Origin of the sequence: Salinarimonas rosea DSM 21201, from assembly GCF_000429045.1 — a bacterium.
In the GTDB taxonomy this organism is placed as follows: Bacteria; Pseudomonadota; Alphaproteobacteria; order Rhizobiales; family Beijerinckiaceae; genus Salinarimonas; species Salinarimonas rosea.
Map to the genome: position 1 here is coordinate 1 of NZ_AUBC01000019.1, position 17,888 is coordinate 17,888.

At 71.3% G+C, this 17,888-nt stretch carries 13 protein-coding genes and 1 tRNA gene; 3 read left to right on the top strand and 11 right to left on the bottom strand.

The features are described 5' to 3' along the window. The first annotated feature begins 194 nt into the window (after window positions 1–194). Both G407_RS28010 and G407_RS28015 read left to right on the top strand, forming a co-directional pair. Window positions 195–1,610: an NAD(P)-binding domain-containing protein gene (locus G407_RS28010; RefSeq protein WP_052341434.1), complete on the top strand. Its 1,416-nt coding sequence runs from the start codon at window positions 195–197 to the stop codon at window positions 1,608–1,610. Window positions 1,611–1,699: 89 nt separating this feature from the next. Next, window positions 1,700–2,890 (top strand): MFS transporter, encoded by a 1,191-nt coding sequence (locus G407_RS28015; RefSeq protein ID WP_043539946.1) that lies wholly within the window; start codon window positions 1,700–1,702, stop codon window positions 2,888–2,890. Between the two features lies 1 nt (window position 2,891). On the opposite strand, the gene G407_RS0115405 is transcribed toward G407_RS28015, so the two are convergent. The 5 genes from G407_RS0115405 to G407_RS0115425 all read right to left on the bottom strand — a co-directional run bounded on the left by G407_RS0115405 (window position 2,892) and on the right by G407_RS0115425 (window position 11,276). Continuing rightward, window positions 2,892–5,204, bottom strand: coding sequence for a putative bifunctional diguanylate cyclase/phosphodiesterase (locus G407_RS0115405; RefSeq protein WP_029031532.1), 2,313 nt, complete (start codon window positions 5,202–5,204; stop codon window positions 2,892–2,894). Between the two features lie 74 nt (window positions 5,205–5,278). Continuing rightward, window positions 5,279–7,981 carry a valine--tRNA ligase gene (locus tag G407_RS0115410; protein ID WP_029031533.1) on the bottom strand — a complete coding sequence of 901 codons (2,703 nt, stop codon included), beginning with the start codon at window positions 7,979–7,981 and terminating at the stop codon, window positions 5,279–5,281. A 116-nt stretch (window positions 7,982–8,097) separates the two neighbouring features. Beyond that, on the bottom strand, window positions 8,098–8,817 hold the full coding sequence (locus G407_RS0115415; protein WP_245259098.1) for a PopZ family protein: 720 nt from the start codon (window positions 8,815–8,817) through the stop codon (window positions 8,098–8,100). A gap of 115 nt (window positions 8,818–8,932) precedes the next feature. Next, window positions 8,933–10,333, bottom strand: a complete 1,401-nt coding sequence (locus tag G407_RS0115420; RefSeq protein WP_156917604.1) for a TolC family outer membrane protein — start codon at window positions 10,331–10,333, stop codon at window positions 8,933–8,935. Window positions 10,334–10,607: 274 nt separating this feature from the next. Beyond that, window positions 10,608–11,276 carry a protein-L-isoaspartate O-methyltransferase family protein gene (locus tag G407_RS0115425; RefSeq protein ID WP_029031536.1) on the bottom strand — a complete coding sequence of 223 codons (669 nt, stop codon included), beginning with the start codon at window positions 11,274–11,276 and terminating at the stop codon, window positions 10,608–10,610. Between the two features lie 307 nt (window positions 11,277–11,583). On the opposite strand from G407_RS0115425, the gene G407_RS0115430 reads away from it, so the two are divergent. Then, complete coding sequence (locus tag G407_RS0115430; RefSeq protein ID WP_029031537.1) at window positions 11,584–13,122, top strand: hypothetical protein; 1,539 nt, start codon at window positions 11,584–11,586, stop codon at window positions 13,120–13,122. A gap of 25 nt (window positions 13,123–13,147) precedes the next feature. On the opposite strand, the gene G407_RS0115435 is transcribed toward G407_RS0115430, so the two are convergent. From G407_RS0115435 to G407_RS0115460, 6 genes are all read right to left on the bottom strand, one after another. Continuing rightward, window positions 13,148–13,792: a hypothetical protein gene (locus G407_RS0115435; RefSeq protein ID WP_029031538.1), complete on the bottom strand. Its 645-nt coding sequence runs from the start codon at window positions 13,790–13,792 to the stop codon at window positions 13,148–13,150. A gap of 108 nt (window positions 13,793–13,900) precedes the next feature. Continuing rightward, window positions 13,901–14,656 (bottom strand): hypothetical protein, encoded by a 756-nt coding sequence (locus G407_RS0115440; RefSeq protein ID WP_156917605.1) that lies wholly within the window; start codon window positions 14,654–14,656, stop codon window positions 13,901–13,903. Window positions 14,657–15,320: 664 nt separating this feature from the next. Further along, window positions 15,321–15,394 (bottom strand) — tRNA-Cys (locus tag G407_RS0115445). A 123-nt stretch (window positions 15,395–15,517) separates the two neighbouring features. After that, complete coding sequence (hppD, locus tag G407_RS0115450) at window positions 15,518–16,630, bottom strand: 4-hydroxyphenylpyruvate dioxygenase (protein ID WP_029031540.1); 1,113 nt, start codon at window positions 16,628–16,630, stop codon at window positions 15,518–15,520. Between the two features lie 45 nt (window positions 16,631–16,675). After that, window positions 16,676–17,305, bottom strand: coding sequence for a maleylacetoacetate isomerase (gene maiA, locus G407_RS0115455; protein WP_029031541.1), 630 nt, complete (start codon window positions 17,303–17,305; stop codon window positions 16,676–16,678). Then, window positions 17,302–17,847 (bottom strand): MarR family winged helix-turn-helix transcriptional regulator, encoded by a 546-nt coding sequence (locus G407_RS0115460; RefSeq protein ID WP_245259099.1) that lies wholly within the window; start codon window positions 17,845–17,847, stop codon window positions 17,302–17,304. The genes maiA and G407_RS0115460 overlap by 4 nt, the downstream gene beginning before the upstream one ends. Window positions 17,848–17,888: the final 41 nt, after the last annotated feature.

The window sequence follows — 17,888 nt, forward strand, 5'->3', positions numbered from 1 at the left end:
CGCCCGCCGCACCCTTGCAGACGCGGCCTGAGAACACCGCTTACGGCTCGTCGCCTTCCTCTCCGAGGAATGCTGTGCGGAGAGCGGCTGCGGTCCGACGTCCCGACGGAGCGCGCGCGAGGAAGCCGTCTAGCGCTTTTTCGCGCTCCGCTATTTCCAAGTTTCTGGAACTATGGACATCGAAGGAGGGCATCATGAACGCATCTACCGGCCCGGCCGAGCTCCCGGTCGCCATCCTCGGCGCCGGCCCCGTCGGCCTCGCCGCCGCCGCGCACTGTGCGGCGCGCGGCCTGCCGTTCGTCGTGATCGAGGCGGGGGCCGCCGTCGGTGCGCACGTGCGCGACTGGGGCCACGTGCGCCTGTTCTCGCCCTGGCGCTACGACATCGACGATGCCGCACGCCGGCTCCTCGCCCCCACCGGCTGGACGGCGCCCGATCCGGACGCGCTGCCGACCGGTGCCGAGCTCGCCGACCGCTACCTCGCGCCGCTCGCGGACGCGCTCGCCGCTCACGGCCGGATCGAGACCGGGGCGCGCGTCCTCGCCGTGACCCGCGCGGGCATGGACAAGGTGAAGAGCGCACGGCGTGCCGAGGCGCCCTTCCGGGTCGACGTCGCCCATGCCGACGGCCGCCGGACCCGGCTCGCCGCGCGCGCCGTCGTCGACGCGACGGGCACCTGGAGCACGCCGAACCCGCTCGGCGGCGCGGGCGTGCCGGCGCTCGGCGAGGCCGAGGCGGCGGCCCGCATCGCCTACCGCATTCCCGACCCGCTCGGCCGCGACCGCACGCACTATGCGGGCGCCCGGACCCTCGTCGTCGGCGCCGGGCACTCCGCCGCGAACGCCGTCCTCGAGCTCGCCGCCCTCGCGGCGGAGACCGGCGCCGGCGCGGTCGCCTGGGCGATCCGCGGCGCACGACCGATCCGCGCCTTCGGGGGCGGCGCCGGCGACGAGCTTCCCGCCCGCGGCGCGCTCGGTGCGCGGCTCCGGGCGCTCGTCTCGCAGGGCCGGGTGCGGCTGGAGACGGGCTTCCTCGCGGCGGCCCTTCGCGAGGACGCCGACGGCGCGCTTCTCCTGTCGGACGAGGCTGGGCGCACGATCGGTCCGTTCGACCGGATCGTCGCGCTCACCGGGCAGCGGCCGGAGCTCGGCTTCCTGCGCGAGCTGCGCGTCGACGTCGACCCCTGGCTCGAGTGCGCGCGGGCGCTCGCGGGCGACATCGACCCCAACGTCCACGCCTGCGGCAGCGTCTCGCCGCACGGGCACGCGGCGCTCGCCCACCCCGAGCCCGGCTTCTACGTCGTGGGTGCCAAGAGCTACGGCCGCGCGCCGACCTTCCTGATGATGACCGGCTACGAGCAGGTCCGCTCCGTCGTCGCCGCCCTCGCGGGTGCGCGCGAGGAGGCGGACCGGGTGGAGCTCACGCTGCCGAAGACCGGCGTGTGCACCACGGATCTCGCCGACGGCACCGACGCCTGCTGCGCTCCGGCCCCGGAGGGCGCCCGCGGCTGCTGCGGCGGCGAGCAGCCGGCGACGCCGGTCGCGGCCTTCGTGCCGTCCTCGACCCCCGCGCCGGCGACCGCCGGCGGCTGCTGCGGAGCCGCCGCGTGAGCCCTCCCCAGGCGAGCCCCGCCGCCGCGGGAGCCGATCCCCGAGCGGCGGCCGAAGCGGCGGCCGCACCGACGGGGCCGTCGCGCGCGATGGTCATCACGGTGCTGGGCATCACCCAGATCCTCGCCTGGGGCTCGACCTTCTACCTCCTCGCCGTGCTCGCGCCGGTGATCGCGGGCGAGACGGGCTGGCCGAAGACCTTCGTCGTCGGAGGGCTGACCCTCGGCCTCGTCGCGGCGAGCCTCGTCTCGCCGCGGGTGGGGCGCGCGGTCGAAGCGACCGGCGGGCGGCCGGTTCTCGCGGGCTCGGCGCTGGTGATGGCGGCGGGGCTCGCCCTGCTCGGGCTCGCGACGACGCAGGCGCTCTACCTCGCCGCCTGGCTGGTGATCGGGCTCGGCATGGGGGCGGGCCTCTACGACGCCGCCTTCGCCACGCTCGGGCGCCTCTACGGATCGACGGCGCGCTCGGCGATCACCGCGCTCACGCTCTTCGGCGGCTTCGCCTCGACCGTGGGATGGCCGCTCTCGGCCTACCTGGTGGAGACGCTCGGCTGGCGCGGCGCCTGCTTCGCCTATGCCGCGATCCACGTCGTCGTGGTCGCGCCGCTCTACCTGGCGCTCCTGCCGCGCCGGCCCGGGCCGGCGCCGGTCGCGACCCCGACGCTCTCCGCGCACGCTGCCGAGACCGCCGCTCCGGCGGCCGCCTCGGCCTCTTCCCTCGGCGGCGACCGGCTCCTGCGGCTCACGCTCTCGGCGGCGCTGACGGTGAGCGGGCTCGCCACCGCGGTGCTGTCGGTCCACCTCATCACGCTCCTCCAGGCCCGCGACCTCGCGCTCGCCGCCGCCGTCGGCCTCGCCGCCATCGTCGGCCCCTCGCAGGTGGCCGCGCGCGTGCTCGAGGCGTGGCTCGGCCGGCGCCATCACCCGATCTGGACCGCGGGCGCGTCCGCCGCCCTCACCTTCGCGGGCGTGGCGATGCTCGCGCTCGGCTGGGCGATCCTGCCTGTCGCGCTCGTGTTCTACGGCGCGGGGATCGGCATCCGCTCGATCGTCAAGGGCACGCTGCCGCTCGCGCTGTTCGGCCCGCACGGCTACGCGGCGCTGATGGGCCGCCTCGCCCTCCCCCAGCTCCTCGTCGCGGCGCTGGCGCCGCTGGCCGCCGCATGGCTGCTCGAGGCGGCGGGCGCGACGGTGCTCCTGTGGGTGCTCGCCGGCGTCACCGCCCTCGACGGCGTGCTGATGGGGCTGATCCGGCTGCAGATGCGCCGGCGGCCCGCCTAGCTCAGGCCGCCGCGCGCGCCCGTTCCCGCAGGAAGTCGGGCACCGCGGCCGCCGGCATCGGCCGGCCGAAGAGCCAGCCCTGGGCCTGGGCGCAGCCGCGCGCGGCGAGGAACGCCGCCTGCGCATGCGTCTCCACCCCCTCCGCGGTGACGGCGATCTCGAGCGCGCGGCCGAGCTCGATCACGGCGGACGCGATCGCCGCGTCGTCCGGATCCTCGATCAGGTCGCGCACGAAGCTGCGGTCGATCTTGATGTCGTCGACGGGAAAGCGCTTGAGGTGGGTCAGCGAGGCGAAGCCGGTCCCGAAATCGTCCAGCGCGATGCGCATCCCCGCCTCCTGGAAGGCCCGCAGCGTCGCCTCGACGGCCTCGCCGCCCAGCCCCAGGAACACGCTCTCCGTCACCTCGACGTCGATCCGCTCCGACGGGACGCCGGCGCGCGCGAGCTGGGCGAGGACGCGCGGCGCGAGGTCGGGCCGGCGGAACTCGGCGGGGGCGAAGTTGACCGCGATCCGCCCGCAGGCGAGCCCCGCGTCCATCCACCCGCGCAGGTCGGCCGCGATGCGCGCACGCATGCGCTCGCCGATGGCGATGGCGAGCTCCGGGTCCTCGAACGCGGCCGCGAAGCCGTAGGGCGTGACGACGCTGCCGTCCGCCCGCCGCCAGCGCGCGAGCGCCTCGAAGCCGGTGATGCGGCCGGTCTCGAGGCTCACCTTCGGCTGGTAGTGTGGCTCGATCGCGTCCGCCCCGAGCGCCTCGCCGACCTCGCGCAGCAGCGTCACGCGCCGTTCGAAGCCGTCGCGCAGCCGCGGCTCGTAGACGACCAGCCGGTTGCGGCCCGCCTGCTTGGCCGCATAGAGCGCGAGATCGGCGTCCTTGACGAGCTCGCCGGGCGCCGTGTCGTGCTCGGGGCACAGCGCGAGGCCGATGCTGATGCGCCCCACGAGGACGCGGTCCCGGAAGAGCACCGGCGCGCGCATCGCGCCGAGGAAGCGCGCGGCCGTGGCCTCGGCCAGCGTTCGGTCGGCGCGGGCGAGGACGACGGCGAACTCGTCGCCGCCGAGCCGCGCGACGACGTCGTCCGCCTCGACCTCCGCGCTCAGCCGCCGGGCGACCTCGACGAGGAGCGCATCGCCGGCATCGTGGCCGAGCGTGTCGTTGACCTCCTTGAGCCCGTCGAGGTCGAGGAGGAGGAGCGCCGCCCCCGCCTCGCCGGCGCGCCCGCTGCGCGAGGCGGCCCGCGCGGCGATGGCCTCGAGCCGGGCCTGGAACTGCGCGCGGTTCGGCAGGCCCGTGAGCGCGTCGTGGTTGGCCGCGCGCCAGACGCGGCCCTCTGCGAGCTTGCGCTCGGTGATGTCGACGACGGCGGCGAGCAGCGCCTCGCGCCCGTCGATGTCGATGGCGGACGCCGCGAGCAGCACGTCGCGGACCTCGCCGTCGGGCCGGCACAGGCGCGCCTCGAATCCCTCGACGCGGCCCTGCGTCGCGACGGCGGCGACGAAGCGGGCGCGGTCGTCCGGGTTCGCGTAGAGCCCGGGCGTCGCCCACACCTCCTCCGCCTCGTGCCCGAGATAGCACCGTCCGGCGTCGTTGAGCGCCAGCACGCGCCCGCTCGCGCGCTCCGACACGAGGAGCGGGATCGGCACCGTGCGGAACATCCGCTCGAACATCTCGCGGCTGTGGGCGAGCTCGCCGTTGGCGAGCCGCTCGCGCTGCGTCGCCGCCCATTCGAGCCGGCGCAGGCGGTTCGATCGGTTGACGACGAGCAGGAGCGCGACGTTGAGCATGAGCAGGCCCAGGGCGAGGCCGAGCCCGGTCGTCTTCACGCCGGGCGGCCCCTCGCCCAGCACGGAGAAGCCGACGAGCATGCAGATCGAGGCGAAGGCGCCGGTGGCGAGCGCCGTGCGGAAATGGTTGGGCACGACGAGGTAGAACATCGTCGGCAGGACGACGACCACGAAGAGGGCGAGGTCGGAGCGCGCCGACACGAGGAGCCCGACGGCGATCGAGACGACGACCTGCCAGAGCACGATGGCGTGCTCGAGCCGCCCGCTGCGCTGGAGCCGCAGCACCGCGGCGAGGCACGCGAGAGAGGCGAGGATCGTGGCGAGCCGCGCGGGCACGGCGACCCAGAAGTGCGGGTCGCCGGCGAAACGCCAGTCCGACACGAGGAAGATCGTGTTGACGATGGCCGATGCGATCAGGAACAGCCGCGCCTGCCGGGCGGTCTCCGGCAGGCGCTCGGTCCGGAACGCGGCTTCCGTTCCGGGATTGCGGAATTCTCCGCTGAAGGGGCTGAGGGCATAGGCCGGCATGACGGCTACGCTTCGCACGCGCCGGTATAATGCCCGTTAACACCACCCATGCGCGGATGCGCAATCCGGATGGGCTATCCCTGCAGACGGGCGAGCGCTTCCGCCACCTTGGCCTTGCGCGCGAGCGTCTCGTCGAGCCGCTCGCGCTGCTCCTCGACCACCTCCTCTTTCGCGTTGGCGAGGAAGGCGGGGTTGTCGAGCTTGGCGCGGATCTTCCGCTCCTCCCCCGCGAGCTTGCCGTCCTCCTTGGCGAGGCGGGCGCGCTCGGCGTCGAGGTCGACGATGCCCTCGAGCGGGAGCGCCGCGCTCTCGCCGCGCACGACGAGGAGGATGCTCGCCTTCGGCGCGGCGTCCGCCGTCCCGATCTCGGACAGGCGCGCGAGGCGGCGGATCATGTCCGACCACGCCTGTGCCCGGGCGCGCACCTCGGCCGAGGGTGCGATCAGCAGGAGCGGCACCTGCGCGCCGCCGGGAACGCCGGTCTCCGAGCGCGCGGAGCGGATCTCGGAGACGAGGTCGACCACCCAGCCGATCTCGGCTTCCGCCGCCTCGTCGCGCAGCGCAGCGAGGTCCGGCCAGGCGGCGAGCGCGAGCACCGGCTCGTCGCGTGCCGGGCCTTCCGCCCCCTTCACCGCCCACAGCTCCTCGGTGATGAAGGGCATGAACGGGTGCAGCAGCTTGCAGACCTGGTCGAGCAGGAAGGCGGCGGTGGCGCGGGTCTCGTCCTTGGCCGGCTCGTCCTCGCCCTGGAGCACGGGCTTGGCCAGCTCGAGGTACCAGTCGCAGAACACGTTCCAGGTGAAGCGGTAGGCGGCGGCGGCGGCATCGTTGAAGCGGTAGGCCTCGATCGCCGCCGTGACGTCGGCGAAGGCGCGGGCGCATTCGGAGAGCGCCCAGCGGTTGAGCGTCTCCGTCGCCGCCTTCGGGTCGAAGCCGGCGACGCGCGCGCAGCCGTTCATCTCGGCGAAGCGCGCCGCGTTCCAGATCTTGGTCGAGAAGTTGCGGTAGCCCTCGACGCGGGAGACCGCGAGCTTGATGTCGCGCCCCTGCGCCGCCATGGCGGCCAGCGTGAACCGCAGCGCGTCGGCGCCGTACTGGTCGATGAGCGAGAGCGGGTCGATGACGTTGCCCTTCGACTTCGACATCTTGGCGCCCTTCTCGTCGCGGACGAGGGCGTGGATGTAGACCGTGTCGAACGGAACCTCGTCCATGAAGTGAAGACCCGCCATCATCATCCGGGCGACCCAGAAGAAGATGATGTCGAAGCCGGTGACGAGGGTGCTCGTCGGATAATATCGCGCCACCTCCGGCGTCGCGTCCGGCCAGCCGAGCGTCGAGAACGGCCAGAGCGCGGAGGAGAACCAGGTGTCGAGCACGTCCTCGTCGCGGACGAGCGCCACGTCGCGGCCGTGCTTCTCGCGGGCCTGCGCCAGCGCCTCGGCCTCGTCGTAGGCGACGAAGACGTTGCCCTCCTCGTCGTACCACGCCGGAATCTGGTGACCCCACCAGAGCTGGCGCGAGACGCACCATGGCTCGATGTTCTCGAGCCATTGGAAGTAGGTCTTCTCCCAGGTTTCCGGCACGAAGCGCGTGCGCCCGTCCTTCACCGCCGCGAGCGCGCGCTCGGCCAGCGGCTCGACGTTCACGAACCATTGGTCCGTGAGATACGGCTCGACGACCACGCCCGAACGGTCCCCGTGCGGCACGGCGTGGACGTTCGCCACGATCTCGACGAGGAGCCCGCGCGCCTCCATCAGCGCCACGACACGCTCGCGGGCCTCGAAGCGGTCGAGGCCGTCGAGCGCCATCGCCTCCGGCTCGGGCGCGGCATCGCGCAGGAAGTCCTCGTTCTCCTCGAGCGAAACGCGAGCCGAACGGTCGAAGATGTTGACCAGCGGCAGGGAATGCCGCTTGCCGACCTCGAAATCGTTGAAGTCGTGCGCCGGCGTGATCTTCACCGCGCCCGAGCCCTTCTCCGGGTCGGAATACTCGTCGGCGACGATGGGGATGCGCCGGCCCACCAGCGGCAGGATCGCGAACGTGCCGACGAGGTCGGCGTAGCGCTCGTCCTCCGGATGGACGGCCACTGCCGTGTCGCCGAGCATCGTCTCGGGGCGCGTGGTCGCGACCGTTATGAAGCGCCCTTCCTGCCCCTCGATCGGGTAGCGGAAGTGCCAGAGGTGGCCCTTCTGCTCGACCTGCTGGACCTCGAGGTCCGAGATCGCGGTCTGGAACTTCGGGTCCCAGTTGACGAGGCGCTTGTCCTTGTAGAGCAGGCCCTGCCGGTAGAGGTCGACGAAGACCTTCAGCACCGCCTTCGAGAGCCCCTCGTCCATGGTGAAGCGCTGGCGCGACCAGTCGCAGGAGGCGCCGAGGCGCTTGAGCTGGTTGACGATCGCCCCGCCGCTCTCCTCCTTCCAGGCCCAGACCTCCTCGAGGAAGGCCTCGCGGCCCATGGTGCGGCGGTCGGTCCGGTTCTCCGCGGCGAGCTTGCGCTCGACGACCATCTGCGTCGCGATGCCGGCGTGGTCCATGCCCGGCTGCCAGAGCACGTCGCGCCCGCGCATGCGCTCGAAGCGGCAGAGCAGGTCCTGGAGCGTGTTGTTGAGCGCGTGCCCCATGTGGAGCGAGCCCGTCACGTTCGGCGGCGGGATCATGATCGTGTAGGGCTTCGCGTCCGCACGCTCCGGGCGCCCGGCCCGGAACGCGTCCGCGTCCTCCCAAACCGCCGCGATACGCCCCTCGACGGCGGCGTGGTCGAACGTCTTGTCCATCATGAGATCGGCCGATCGTGTCTCGAAACGAATACGCGCCCGTGGTGCGCGCCTGCGGGCCCCGGCTAGAAACCGGAGGCGGGCGCGCAAGTCAACGGGTGGCGGAGCGTGCGCGCGGGTCAGCGACCGCGGGATACGCGCTCGATTTCGGCGCGCACGAGGCGCTCGACGATGCTCGGCAGGTTGTCGTCGAGCCAGTCCTTGAGCATCGGCCGCAGCATCTCCTTGACGAGGTCCTCCAGCGTGCGGCCCTGGTTCGAGAGCACGGCGTGGGCGAGCATGTTGAAGGAGCCGCCGACGGCGGCGTCCGTCGCCTCCGAGAGCAGGCGTTCCTGGTCGAGGGACCGGCGCGGCGGCGGCTCGGGCATCGGCGGGGGCACGAAGGGCGCGGGCTCGTCGAAGACGGGCTCGTCCTCCTCCTCTTCCTCCTCGAAGGCCGCCATCGCGGGCTCGGGCTCCGGCTCGGGGAGCGCGTCGAAGTCCGGCTCGGCCGAGAAGTCGGACGTGCGGAAATCGATGTCCTCGTGCTCGAGGTCGAGCGGCGAGGGCTCGGCGGCCGCCTTCGCCACCGGCTCGGCCACGGTGCCGAGGTCGAGCACCTCCTCCTCTTCCTCCGGCTCGGGCTCCGGCTCCGGATCGTCCCCGAACATGTCGTCGACGGCGGACTGCGAGTTGCCGGCCGAGCCGTCGTCCTCGGGCTCGTCCGCCTCGGGCTCCTCCTCCGGCTCCGGCTCCGCGGAGGACGCCTGGTCGTCGGCGATGATCCGGCGGATGGAGGCGAGGATGTCCTCCATCGTCGGCTCTTCGGACTTGGCGCTCTTGGGGCTGGCCGGGCTCATGAAGCACTCACGTATCGCGATTCCACGCGCCGAGCATCGGTCGGCATGGTCAATGAAAGCTTAACGCGAGGGGGTGATGCGGTGCAAAGCGGCTTTCGACACCATCCACCGCGGGTTACTGGCCGGACGGAGTCTGCGTCCCGTACCAGAGGCCGTCGACCTGCTCGAAATGCACCGAGGGGTCGTAGAGCTGGACGTTCAGCGCGAGCCGCGGCGGCGTCAGACGGCCCATGGCCTGGACGACCGAGTAGGCGGCGACCACGCGGTCGCGCTGGGCCGTGATCAGGTTGACGCGCGCGTTCAGCAGCTCCTGCTGGGCGTTGAGCACGTCGAGCGTGGTGCGCTGGCCGACGCGGGCCTCCTCGCGCACGCCGGTGAGCGCGGTCTCGGCGGCGGAGACCTGCGCCTGCGCGGCGACGATCTGCGCCGTCGAGGCCTCGTACTGCCCGAAGGCGGCGATCACCGCGGCGCGGACCTGGTCCCGCACCAGCTCCACGTCGAATCGCCGCTGCTGCGCGATCTCCTTGGCCTGGCGCACCCGCGCCGAGACCTCGCCGCCCTGGTAGAGCGGCACGTCGAGGCGCGCGACGATCTGGGCGGAGGTCGAGCGGTCTCCGGCGATGTTCGAGCTGTAGCGGTGGCTCACGGAGCCCTGCACGCCCAGGCTCGGCAGCAGCTCGCCCTCGACGAGGCGCACCTGCGCCTGCGCCGCGTCGAGCGCGTGGCGCGCGGCGATGATGTTCGGGTTCTCGGCGAGCGCGGTCTGGACCGCGGCGTCGATCGTGCCGGGGATGAGGTTCTGCGGCACGCTGCCCGGCTGGAGCTGGCGCGGGTCGACGCCGACGATGCGGCGATAGACCGCGATGCTCGAGCGCAGGTTCGCCTCGCCGAGGCTCACCTGCGAGCGCGCCGCGGCGACGCGTGCCTCGGACTGGGCCACGTCGGTGCGCGTCACCTCGCCGACATCGAATCGGTCCTGCGTCTGGCGCAGCTGCTCGCTCAGGACGTCGCGGTTGTTCGTCTGCAGGTTGAGGATCGCGGTGTCCCGGAGCACGTTCATGTAGGCCTGCACGGCCTGGAACAGCACGTCCTGGACGGAGGCCTCGAGATTCTGGCGCGCGGCGAAGACCTGGCTCTCGGCCTGGCGCACCGAGGCCGCGGTGCGGCCGCCGTTGTAGATCGACTGGTCGATCTGGAGCCCGATTCCCCGCGGGGTCAGCGCCGATTCGGTGCGCACGCCGCGCACGTCGCGCTCGCTCCACGTGCGGCCGACATCGGCGCTCGCGCTGATGCGCGGGCGGTAGCCGGCGAGCGCGCGGGGCACGTTCTCGTCCGTCGCGCGCACGCTCGCCCGCTCGCCGTTGATGATCGGGCTCGCGGTGTAGGCCCGCGCGAGCGCGGATTCGAGGGTCTCCGCCAGCGCACCGCCCGACGGCACGATCGAGAGCGCGGACGACACGCCGAGCGCGGCGGTGATCAGCGCTGCGTTCCAACGGGCGGATCTGGCGCGGGGCATCATGTATTTCCTAACTGGCCCGGCCCGCGAACCGAGTGTCGGCCTCGCAGGCTCCGAGCTTCACGCATGAGCGTCCGGAGGGCGATCCCGATCACCGTGCGTCGACGGATCGGCGGGAGGATTCCCGAAACACGGGTGCAGAATACGGGCAAGGCCCAGCCGGGCAATCCCGAAGCGCCACGCTGCGGCCATTTCGTCGACACCCGTTGCCCCAAAACCACGCCCGCCGGGCGTCCGATGGACCACTTCGGCGGGCGCCGGGCGGCGGCGCCGATCAGAAGACGAATCCGAGTTCCTCGCGGAACGGCCGCAGCAACGGCGCGGCGGCGTCGAAGACCGCACGCGATCCGAACGTGTCCCCGGAGCGCACGAACAGGCTCGCGCGGCTCGTACGGCTGCCGTCGCCGACGATGACGCCGAGCCGCCCCTCCTCCGCGAGGCACTCGAGGAGCGCCTGCGGACGCACCTGCACCGCGCCGTTCACGTAGATCACGTCGAAGGGCGCCGCATCCGGGCAGCCGCCGTCGAGGGGACCGACCACGACCTCCACCGAGCCCGCCCCGTGCTCGGCGAGGAGCGCGCGGGTGCGCTCGGCGACGCCGGCGTCCGATTCGAGGATCGTCGGCCGCGCGCCGAGCCGCTGCATGACGACCGCCTCGTAGCCGAGGGCGCTCGCCACGACGAGCGTGCGCTCGCCCGCACGCACTTGCAGGTTCTGGAGCAGGCGCCCGAAGATCATCGCCGGCAGCAGCCAGCGCCCGCCGTCCTCGGTGTGCGCCACGGGGAGGCTCTGGTCGGAATAGGCGAGCCCCTTCGCCTCGTCCGGCGCGAAGGCCTCGCGCGGCACCTCGTTCATGGCCGACAGGATGCCGAGATCGGTGATGTCGTAGGTGCGCAGCTGGTGATCCACCATCATGCGGCGCACGCGGGCGAAGTCGATCATCGGAGCCTCTCGGATCGGGTCGGCGTCTCTCTGCGAACGTCGTGGCTTTTGGTGGATCGGCCCGCAAAAGGCAAGCGGGCGCGCGAGGCTCGCGGACACGCCTGCCCCGGGCGATCGCCCGACGCCGCCGGTGACGGACGCCGTGGCCTCGCGCAACACACTTACCTAAGGTCGTTCTTCTTGACAATTTGGAGCTGCGGCGCCGAGTATGGCCACGCTCGGCGTCGACCGGGCCGGGGGCGGTCGCTCCCGGGCCGCGAGCTCAGACCGCGTTCCCTCGCGCCCGTGCCGAAGGACGAGCAGCCCCATGGCCTGGAACTCGAAGTGCCCCAATGGCGGGCCGATTCCGTTCGACCCGCACGCGGCGGTCGCCGCGGCGGATTTCACCAATTCCGTCTACGTCAACACGGCGACGGTCGGGAGCACCAAGAACCTCACGCGCTACGCCTACACCTATGTCGACGTCCCCGACGGCAACGGCGACACGTGGCGGGTGTGCGTCGTCGGCCATGCCCATTGCGTCGACGACGGGACCCGCTGGATCGCCGGCAACACCTTCATCTGCGGCTGGGACGGCTTCGACGTCCAGACCAGCGCCGCCCATCTCGCGCAGATCGTGGCGCTCCCGGCGAGCCGCGGCACCTTCCCCGACGCCGCGCGCTACCCGGTGAAGCTCACGGGCGCCGGCGCGACCCCGAACGTCGCGGCAGGCGGGAGCACGTCCTCGGCCCCGCCCGAGGCCGGCCCCGTCCCCCTCCGGCCGCCGAAGACCTCGACCAGCGCGCGCAACATCCCGATCGCGAAATACTTCGTCTTCAACGAGACGGGGAACATCATGATCGCCTCGACGGTGCAGGGGGACGCCGCCATCACCCAGGCGGCGCAGGATCTGTTCCAGGAGGTGACGGTGTTCTTCGCCGCGCTGACGAAAGCGGTCTCGAGCACGCTGCGCCCGTCGGCGAAGAACAAGGCGAATCCGGACTTCCTCGACTACTACACGCTCTACGACTACGAGCCGATCGAGGCCATCGTCGCTCGCTCGGGCATGTTCGTCGCGATGAACCGCGAGGACTACCTGTTCGAGAGCAATGCCGGCTCGACGACGTTCAACACCGACCTCATCGCCTCGATCCTCGGCTTCGCCGCCACCGACGGCGCGGACGTGGGGGCGCTGACCGAGGTGCTGCGCTCGATGGGCAAGCAGGCCACCGTGTCGTGGAAGCGCAGCGGCAAGTACGACAAGATGGGGCACCTGACCTTCGTCTGCGAGTACCTGCTCGGCATGCCGATCGTCAACGTGGAGTACTACTCCATCGACGAGGACGTGGTGAAGACGGTCGTGCACGCCGGCCCCTGCGTCTCGGTGACCGACACGAGCATCAAGCTCCAGATCCACAAGAGCAGCTTCCTGTTCGTGCCGCCTCAGTGGCTGCGCAAGTATTCCGGCGACCTCGCCGCCGTCGCCGACATGGACGACTTCCACCAGCTGGTGAAGGACCTCCAGTCCTATATCACCGGCACGCCGGTGATCGTGTCGGTCCGCGACGGCACGGGCGACGATGCGTCGATCACGCTGACCGATCAGTCGAAATACGTCATCGAGGGCATGAACTTCGGTGCCTTCACGCCCCAGGGCGCCAAGACGAGCGGCGAGGTCACGATCGGCGGCGTCAGCCAAGGCGTCACCCAGGCGGACTGGACGACCGATTCGATCACCTTCACGGCCACGAAGAGCACCGTGCAGCGCGGCGGCAAGGCGGTGGACGCCGTCGGTCCCGTCGTGGTGCGCCTGGGCGGCGACGGCCCCATCACGCAGAGCGAGGTGATCTACACGATCCCGGGGTGATGCGCGCGGCGGCCGAAACGGGAGGTCACGACCCGGGCGGTCGAGCTCCCCCCGGCCGACGCGGCGCGAGCGCCGGCAGCGACAGGAGCACCACGCCCCAGGCCGCGCCGGCGATCAGCTCGGCGTGGAGGATGGGGACCTGCTCCGTCAGCCGCCAGGCCGAGCGATAGGCGAGGAACAAGGCGGTGGCGAGCGCGAGCCATCCGAGCAGGAGCGCGCGCAGCGACCGCCCGAGGATCCGGCGCCGGGCGAGCCAGGCGCCGGCGATCACGCCCGGCACGAGCGCCACCGCCATGCGCACCCACAGGTTCGCGGCGTCGCTGCCGAACACGAAGAACAGGTCCCCGAAGGGCGAGCGCGGCTCCTCGGACGGCAGCCGGCCGAGGTCGAAGATCGTGCCCCACTCGAAGGTCCGCCAGACGAGGTAGCTGCCGGCGAGCCAGCCGGCGAGCGTCAGCGCCTCGCGCCAGGGCCGGAAGCGGCGCAGGTGGACGGCCGCGAGCAGCGCGAGGACGCCCGACACGTACCAGAGCCGCCGCCCCGGCGGGTCCCCGAGCGCCTCGACCCCGCCGCCGGAGACGCGGTTGAGCACGGCGACCGCGAGGACGACGAGAGCGGCGTAGCCGAAGTCCAGGGATCGGCGGAGGGCGGATGGGATGCGAAGGCTCATGTCCGCACGGAATGCGGCGGAGCAGTGCGGTGTTCCGCGGGACGACAGCGATGTTCGACGAGACCTGGAGCGGCTCGAAAGCGGATGCGCCGACGCTCCGTCGCCAGCTCAGGCTGCGACCTGTCGGAACTGGTCCGGATCGCTGTCGGCGGGCACGACCCTGTCCGCTTCCTCATTGAGGAGCGCCCGCAGGCTGGCCTCCGTCCCACCGTAATCCGCTAGCGCCACGACCAAGCGCGGGTGATCGTCCGCCGATCGCACGTCGCGGAGCTTCAGGCTCGCGCTCGCCACCGCACTGAACGCGGGCGACACGAACGTGAACAACGCTGCTATGCGCTTTCCCTCGTACAGTCCGGCATCGAAATCCCAGGAGCGCCAGGTGCCGCGCACACCATCCAGATCGAATGCGACGCGTTCGCCGAACGCCGAGCGGAGGCCGGATCGGAAACGTTCCTGCGATCGCTTCCGACGCATGGTTTCGAGCGCCGCTGCCGTCCGATCGACAGCTCTCGTCGAGACGTTGGCGATGACGGCCACCGCACCGGGGAGCGCCTCCCGCGACACGTTCGCTGCGAAGATGCTGCGCTCGCTCAGGGAGACGCCCAGCCGGGCAGCCTCCGTCCGTGCGATGCCGGCGAACGTAGCGCCGGCGCCCATCGTCTCGGCGATGAACGCCCCCTGCCCGTCGTCGGTGACGACATAGCCGCTCTCGTCCGCGTCGATGCGCACCACGACCGCGGAGCCGTTCGGATAGCTGACGGCGGTCGAGACATAGGCCGAACCGCCCTCCACCGTCGCAAACGACAGTGCACGGGCGACCTCCTCGGCGATGTCGGACAGAACGGTTCTTTCCAGCGTCTTCACAGCAGCACCCTCGCCCATGGTGGCGGCGGCACGCCCGGCATATCGGGGCAATTCCACAGTTCGGCACAGAGGTGAACATACTCGGAAAAGGATTCTATCGCACGCGGCAAAGGCGCAATCACGCCTGGCTCGCTTTGCGTGAAGACGGCTAAGGGGCGCTCTCGATTCAGTTCGAACGGATGCCACCGGTCGCGCAGCACGGCGAACCGATGAGCACCCGGAGCGTCGCCTGCGTTTCGATGCTCCCGCATCGGTCGCCACTCCACTGGACACAGCCTCAAGGCCTTCCGGAGTGGCGGCAGCCTGACGGTGATCTGCCCATACACGTCGCAGTCCCAAGCCGATTGCGGAGTCGACAGGAGAAGCGAGACGCCGCCACCCAGCACACCGTCGAGCCGCACTGCAACGACCAAGTCGAGACGTACACCCTCACGATGGTCGCGCTGAACCCACTCCGGCGCAGCATCGAAGGTCGTTCGAGCGGAGACGACGCGACCGAGGTACGAGATGGTCTCAGCGTCGCCCAAGCGTGCCCCCGCGATTGAGTCGCGTCGACACTCGAACTATGCGATTGAAATGCCGGTATCAGCCCCGACAACGCTGCAACGACAAACCGGCAGCGCGGTACCCGTACGTCGCGGGGGCTCCGAACGTACGGCTGATGTGGAGGCCTCGCCCGGAATCGAACCGGGGTGCAAGGATTTGCAGTCCTCTGCGTAACCACTCCGCCACGAGGCCCCACCCGCGGCGTTTCCGTCGCGGGCCATCCTCATATCAGCGGCGCGGGCGCGTTTGCAAGGGCGAAATCGGGGCGCGTGCGCCCCGCCCTCCGCGCCGGTCGCCGCCCCCGGCCGGCCGGCGTCAGGCCTTCTCCTTGAGCACGCCGCGGCGGATCTGGTCCTCCTCGATCGACTCGAACAGCGCCTTGAAGTTGCCCTCGCCGAAGCCGTCGTCGCCCTTGCGCTGGATGCACTCGAAGAAGATCGGACCGATCACCGTCTTGGTGAAGCGCTGCAGCAGCACCTTGGTGAAGCCGCCCTCCAGCACGCCCTCGCCGTCGATGAGGATGCCGTCGCGCTGGAGCCGGGCGACGTCCTCGCCGTGCTCGGGCAGGCGCTTGTCGATGCGGCCGTAGTAGATCTCGTTGGGCGCAGGCATGAACTCGACGCCCTTGTCGATCAGCGTCTCGATCGTCTCGTAGAGGTCGTGGGCGCCGAGCGCGACGTGCTGGATGCCCTCGCCCTTGTACTCCTTGAGGTATTCCTCGATCTGCCCGGACTCGCCCGCGTCCTCGTTGATCGGGATGCGGATCTTGCCGTCCGGCGATGTCATGGCGCGCGAGTGGAGGCCAGTCATCTTCCCCGAGATGTCGAAGTAGCGGATCTGGCGGAAGTTGAAGAGCCGCTCGTAGAAGCCCGCCCACTCGTTCATCCGACCGCGGTTCACGTTGTGGGTCAGATGGTCGATGTAGAACAGCCCCGCCCCCGTCGGATGCGGGTCGCGCTCGCCGGTCCAGACGAAGTCGACGTCGTAGATCGAGCCCTTCGCCCCGTAGCGGTCGACGAAGTAGATCTGCAGCCCGCCGATGCCCTCGATCGCGGGGATGGCGAGCTCCATCGGGCCGATCTGCGTCTTGGCGGGCTTGGCGCCGAGCTTGATCGCACGCTCGTAGGCGTGCTTCGCGTCGACCACGCGGAAGGCCATGGCGGGCGCGCAGGGCCCGTGCTCGGCGGCGAACTTCGCCGCGAAGCTCTCGGGCTCGGAATTGAGCACGAAGTTGATGTCGCCCTGGCGATAGAGCGTCACGTTCTTCGAGCGGTGCTTCGCCACCGCCGAGAAGCCCATGCGCTTGAACAGCGCGTCGAGCTTCTCGGGCTCCGGGTGGGCGTACTCGACGAACTCGAAGCCGTCCGTGCCCATCGGGTTGTCGTCGGTGATCTGCGGCGGCGGCGCGTCGTGCGGAAAGGGACCCATTGTCTTCCTCCTCTGATCTCGTTCGCGTTCTTGCGACGCGGGGGTTCAGGCCGCGTCGGGCTGGTTCTCCGGGGCGGCCGCCGCGAAGGCGGGATGCGCGGCGCAGGTCTCCGCGACGGCGCGGATCCGCGGGAAGGCCTCGAGCGGCACCGAGAACCGTCGTGCGTTGAAAACCTGCGGGACGATGTGGAGATCCGCCATGCCGGGCGCCTCCCCGAAGGCGTAGGGCCGCGGGTCGATCAGCCGCTCGATCGCGGAGAAGCCTTCCTGGATCCAATGCGCGTACCAGGCGTCGACGGCGGCCTGGTCGGCGCCGAGCCGCTCCTTCAGCCAGCCCAGTGTCGCGAGATTGTTGAGCGGATGGATGTCGCAGGCGACGATCGCGCACACGGCGCGCACCCGCGCCCGCTCGAGCGCGTCCTGCGGCAGGACCGGAGGCTGCGGCCAGCGCTCCTCGATCCATTCCAGGATCGCCGGCGACTGGATCAGCATCTCGCCCGCGTCCGTCTCGAGCGCCGGCACGCGCCCCTGCGGATGGCGCGCGCGCCACGCCTCGCTGCGGTGCTCGCCCTTCAGGAGATGGACGGTCGCGTGCTCGAAGGGCACGCCCTTGAGGTTCAGCGCGATTCGCACGCGGTAGGCGGCCGAGGAGCGGAAATAGCCGTGGAGCTTCATCGCGAGACCTCCGAGGCGTCCGCGGGATCGAGGTCGGGCGCCAGGCTGCGCATGCGGGCGTCGAGCCGGTCGATGAGCCCGAACAAGGTCTCGCGCTCGTCCGGCGAGAGCCCCGTGAAGACGGCGCGCTCGAACGCGAGCGCCTCGGGCGCCACCGCCTCGTAGATCCCCCTGCCCTTCGGCGTGAGCGCGAGCAGCTCCTCGCGCATGTCGTCGGCGTTCGGGCGACGCTCGACGATGCCGCGCCCGGCCAGCGAGGCGACGGCCCGCGAGACGGTCGACTTGTGCATCACCGCGTGCGCCGCGATGTCGCGTGCCGTGCGCGTCTCGAACTGGCCGAGCGTCGCGACGATGCGCCATTGCGGGATCGTGATGCCGAAGCGCTCGGCGTAGATCCGCGCCAGGGCGTTCGACACCGTGGTCGCGAGCACGTTCAGCCGATAAGGCAGGAAGCGCTCGAGCGTCAGCGGCTCGGCGCCGTGCACGGGCGCGTCGGCGTCTCGGGGAGCGTGGGCACGCATGTCGTCGGGGGATGACCGCATCGTTGACAGAAATCGGTTGCTGGTGCAACCATTATGCCCAT

What these genes read in the sequence shown, in the direction of transcription:
- G407_RS28015 (WP_043539946.1), top strand. Translation starts at nt 1,700, where the DNA reads ATGGTCATCACGGTGCTGGGCATCACCCAGATCCTCGCCTGGGGCTCG.
- G407_RS0115460 (WP_245259099.1), bottom strand. Translation starts at nt 17,847, where the DNA reads ATGCGGTCATCCCCCGACGACATGCGTGCCCACGCTCCCCGAGACGCC.
- G407_RS0115410 (WP_029031533.1), bottom strand. Translation starts at nt 7,981, where the DNA reads ATGATGGACAAGACGTTCGACCACGCCGCCGTCGAGGGGCGTATCGCG.
- G407_RS0115430 (WP_029031537.1), top strand. Translation starts at nt 11,584, where the DNA reads ATGGCCTGGAACTCGAAGTGCCCCAATGGCGGGCCGATTCCGTTCGAC.
- G407_RS0115415 (WP_245259098.1), bottom strand. Translation starts at nt 8,817, where the DNA reads ATGAGCCCGGCCAGCCCCAAGAGCGCCAAGTCCGAAGAGCCGACGATG.
- G407_RS0115420 (WP_156917604.1), bottom strand. Translation starts at nt 10,333, where the DNA reads ATGCCCCGCGCCAGATCCGCCCGTTGGAACGCAGCGCTGATCACCGCC.
- maiA (WP_029031541.1), bottom strand. Translation starts at nt 17,305, where the DNA reads ATGAAGCTCCACGGCTATTTCCGCTCCTCGGCCGCCTACCGCGTGCGA.
- G407_RS0115405 (WP_029031532.1), bottom strand. Translation starts at nt 5,204, where the DNA reads ATGCCGGCCTATGCCCTCAGCCCCTTCAGCGGAGAATTCCGCAATCCC.
- G407_RS0115425 (WP_029031536.1), bottom strand. Translation starts at nt 11,276, where the DNA reads ATGATCGACTTCGCCCGCGTGCGCCGCATGATGGTGGATCACCAGCTG.
- G407_RS0115435 (WP_029031538.1), bottom strand. Translation starts at nt 13,792, where the DNA reads ATGAGCCTTCGCATCCCATCCGCCCTCCGCCGATCCCTGGACTTCGGC.
- G407_RS28010 (WP_052341434.1), top strand. Translation starts at nt 195, where the DNA reads ATGAACGCATCTACCGGCCCGGCCGAGCTCCCGGTCGCCATCCTCGGC.
- hppD (WP_029031540.1), bottom strand. Translation starts at nt 16,630, where the DNA reads ATGGGTCCCTTTCCGCACGACGCGCCGCCGCCGCAGATCACCGACGAC.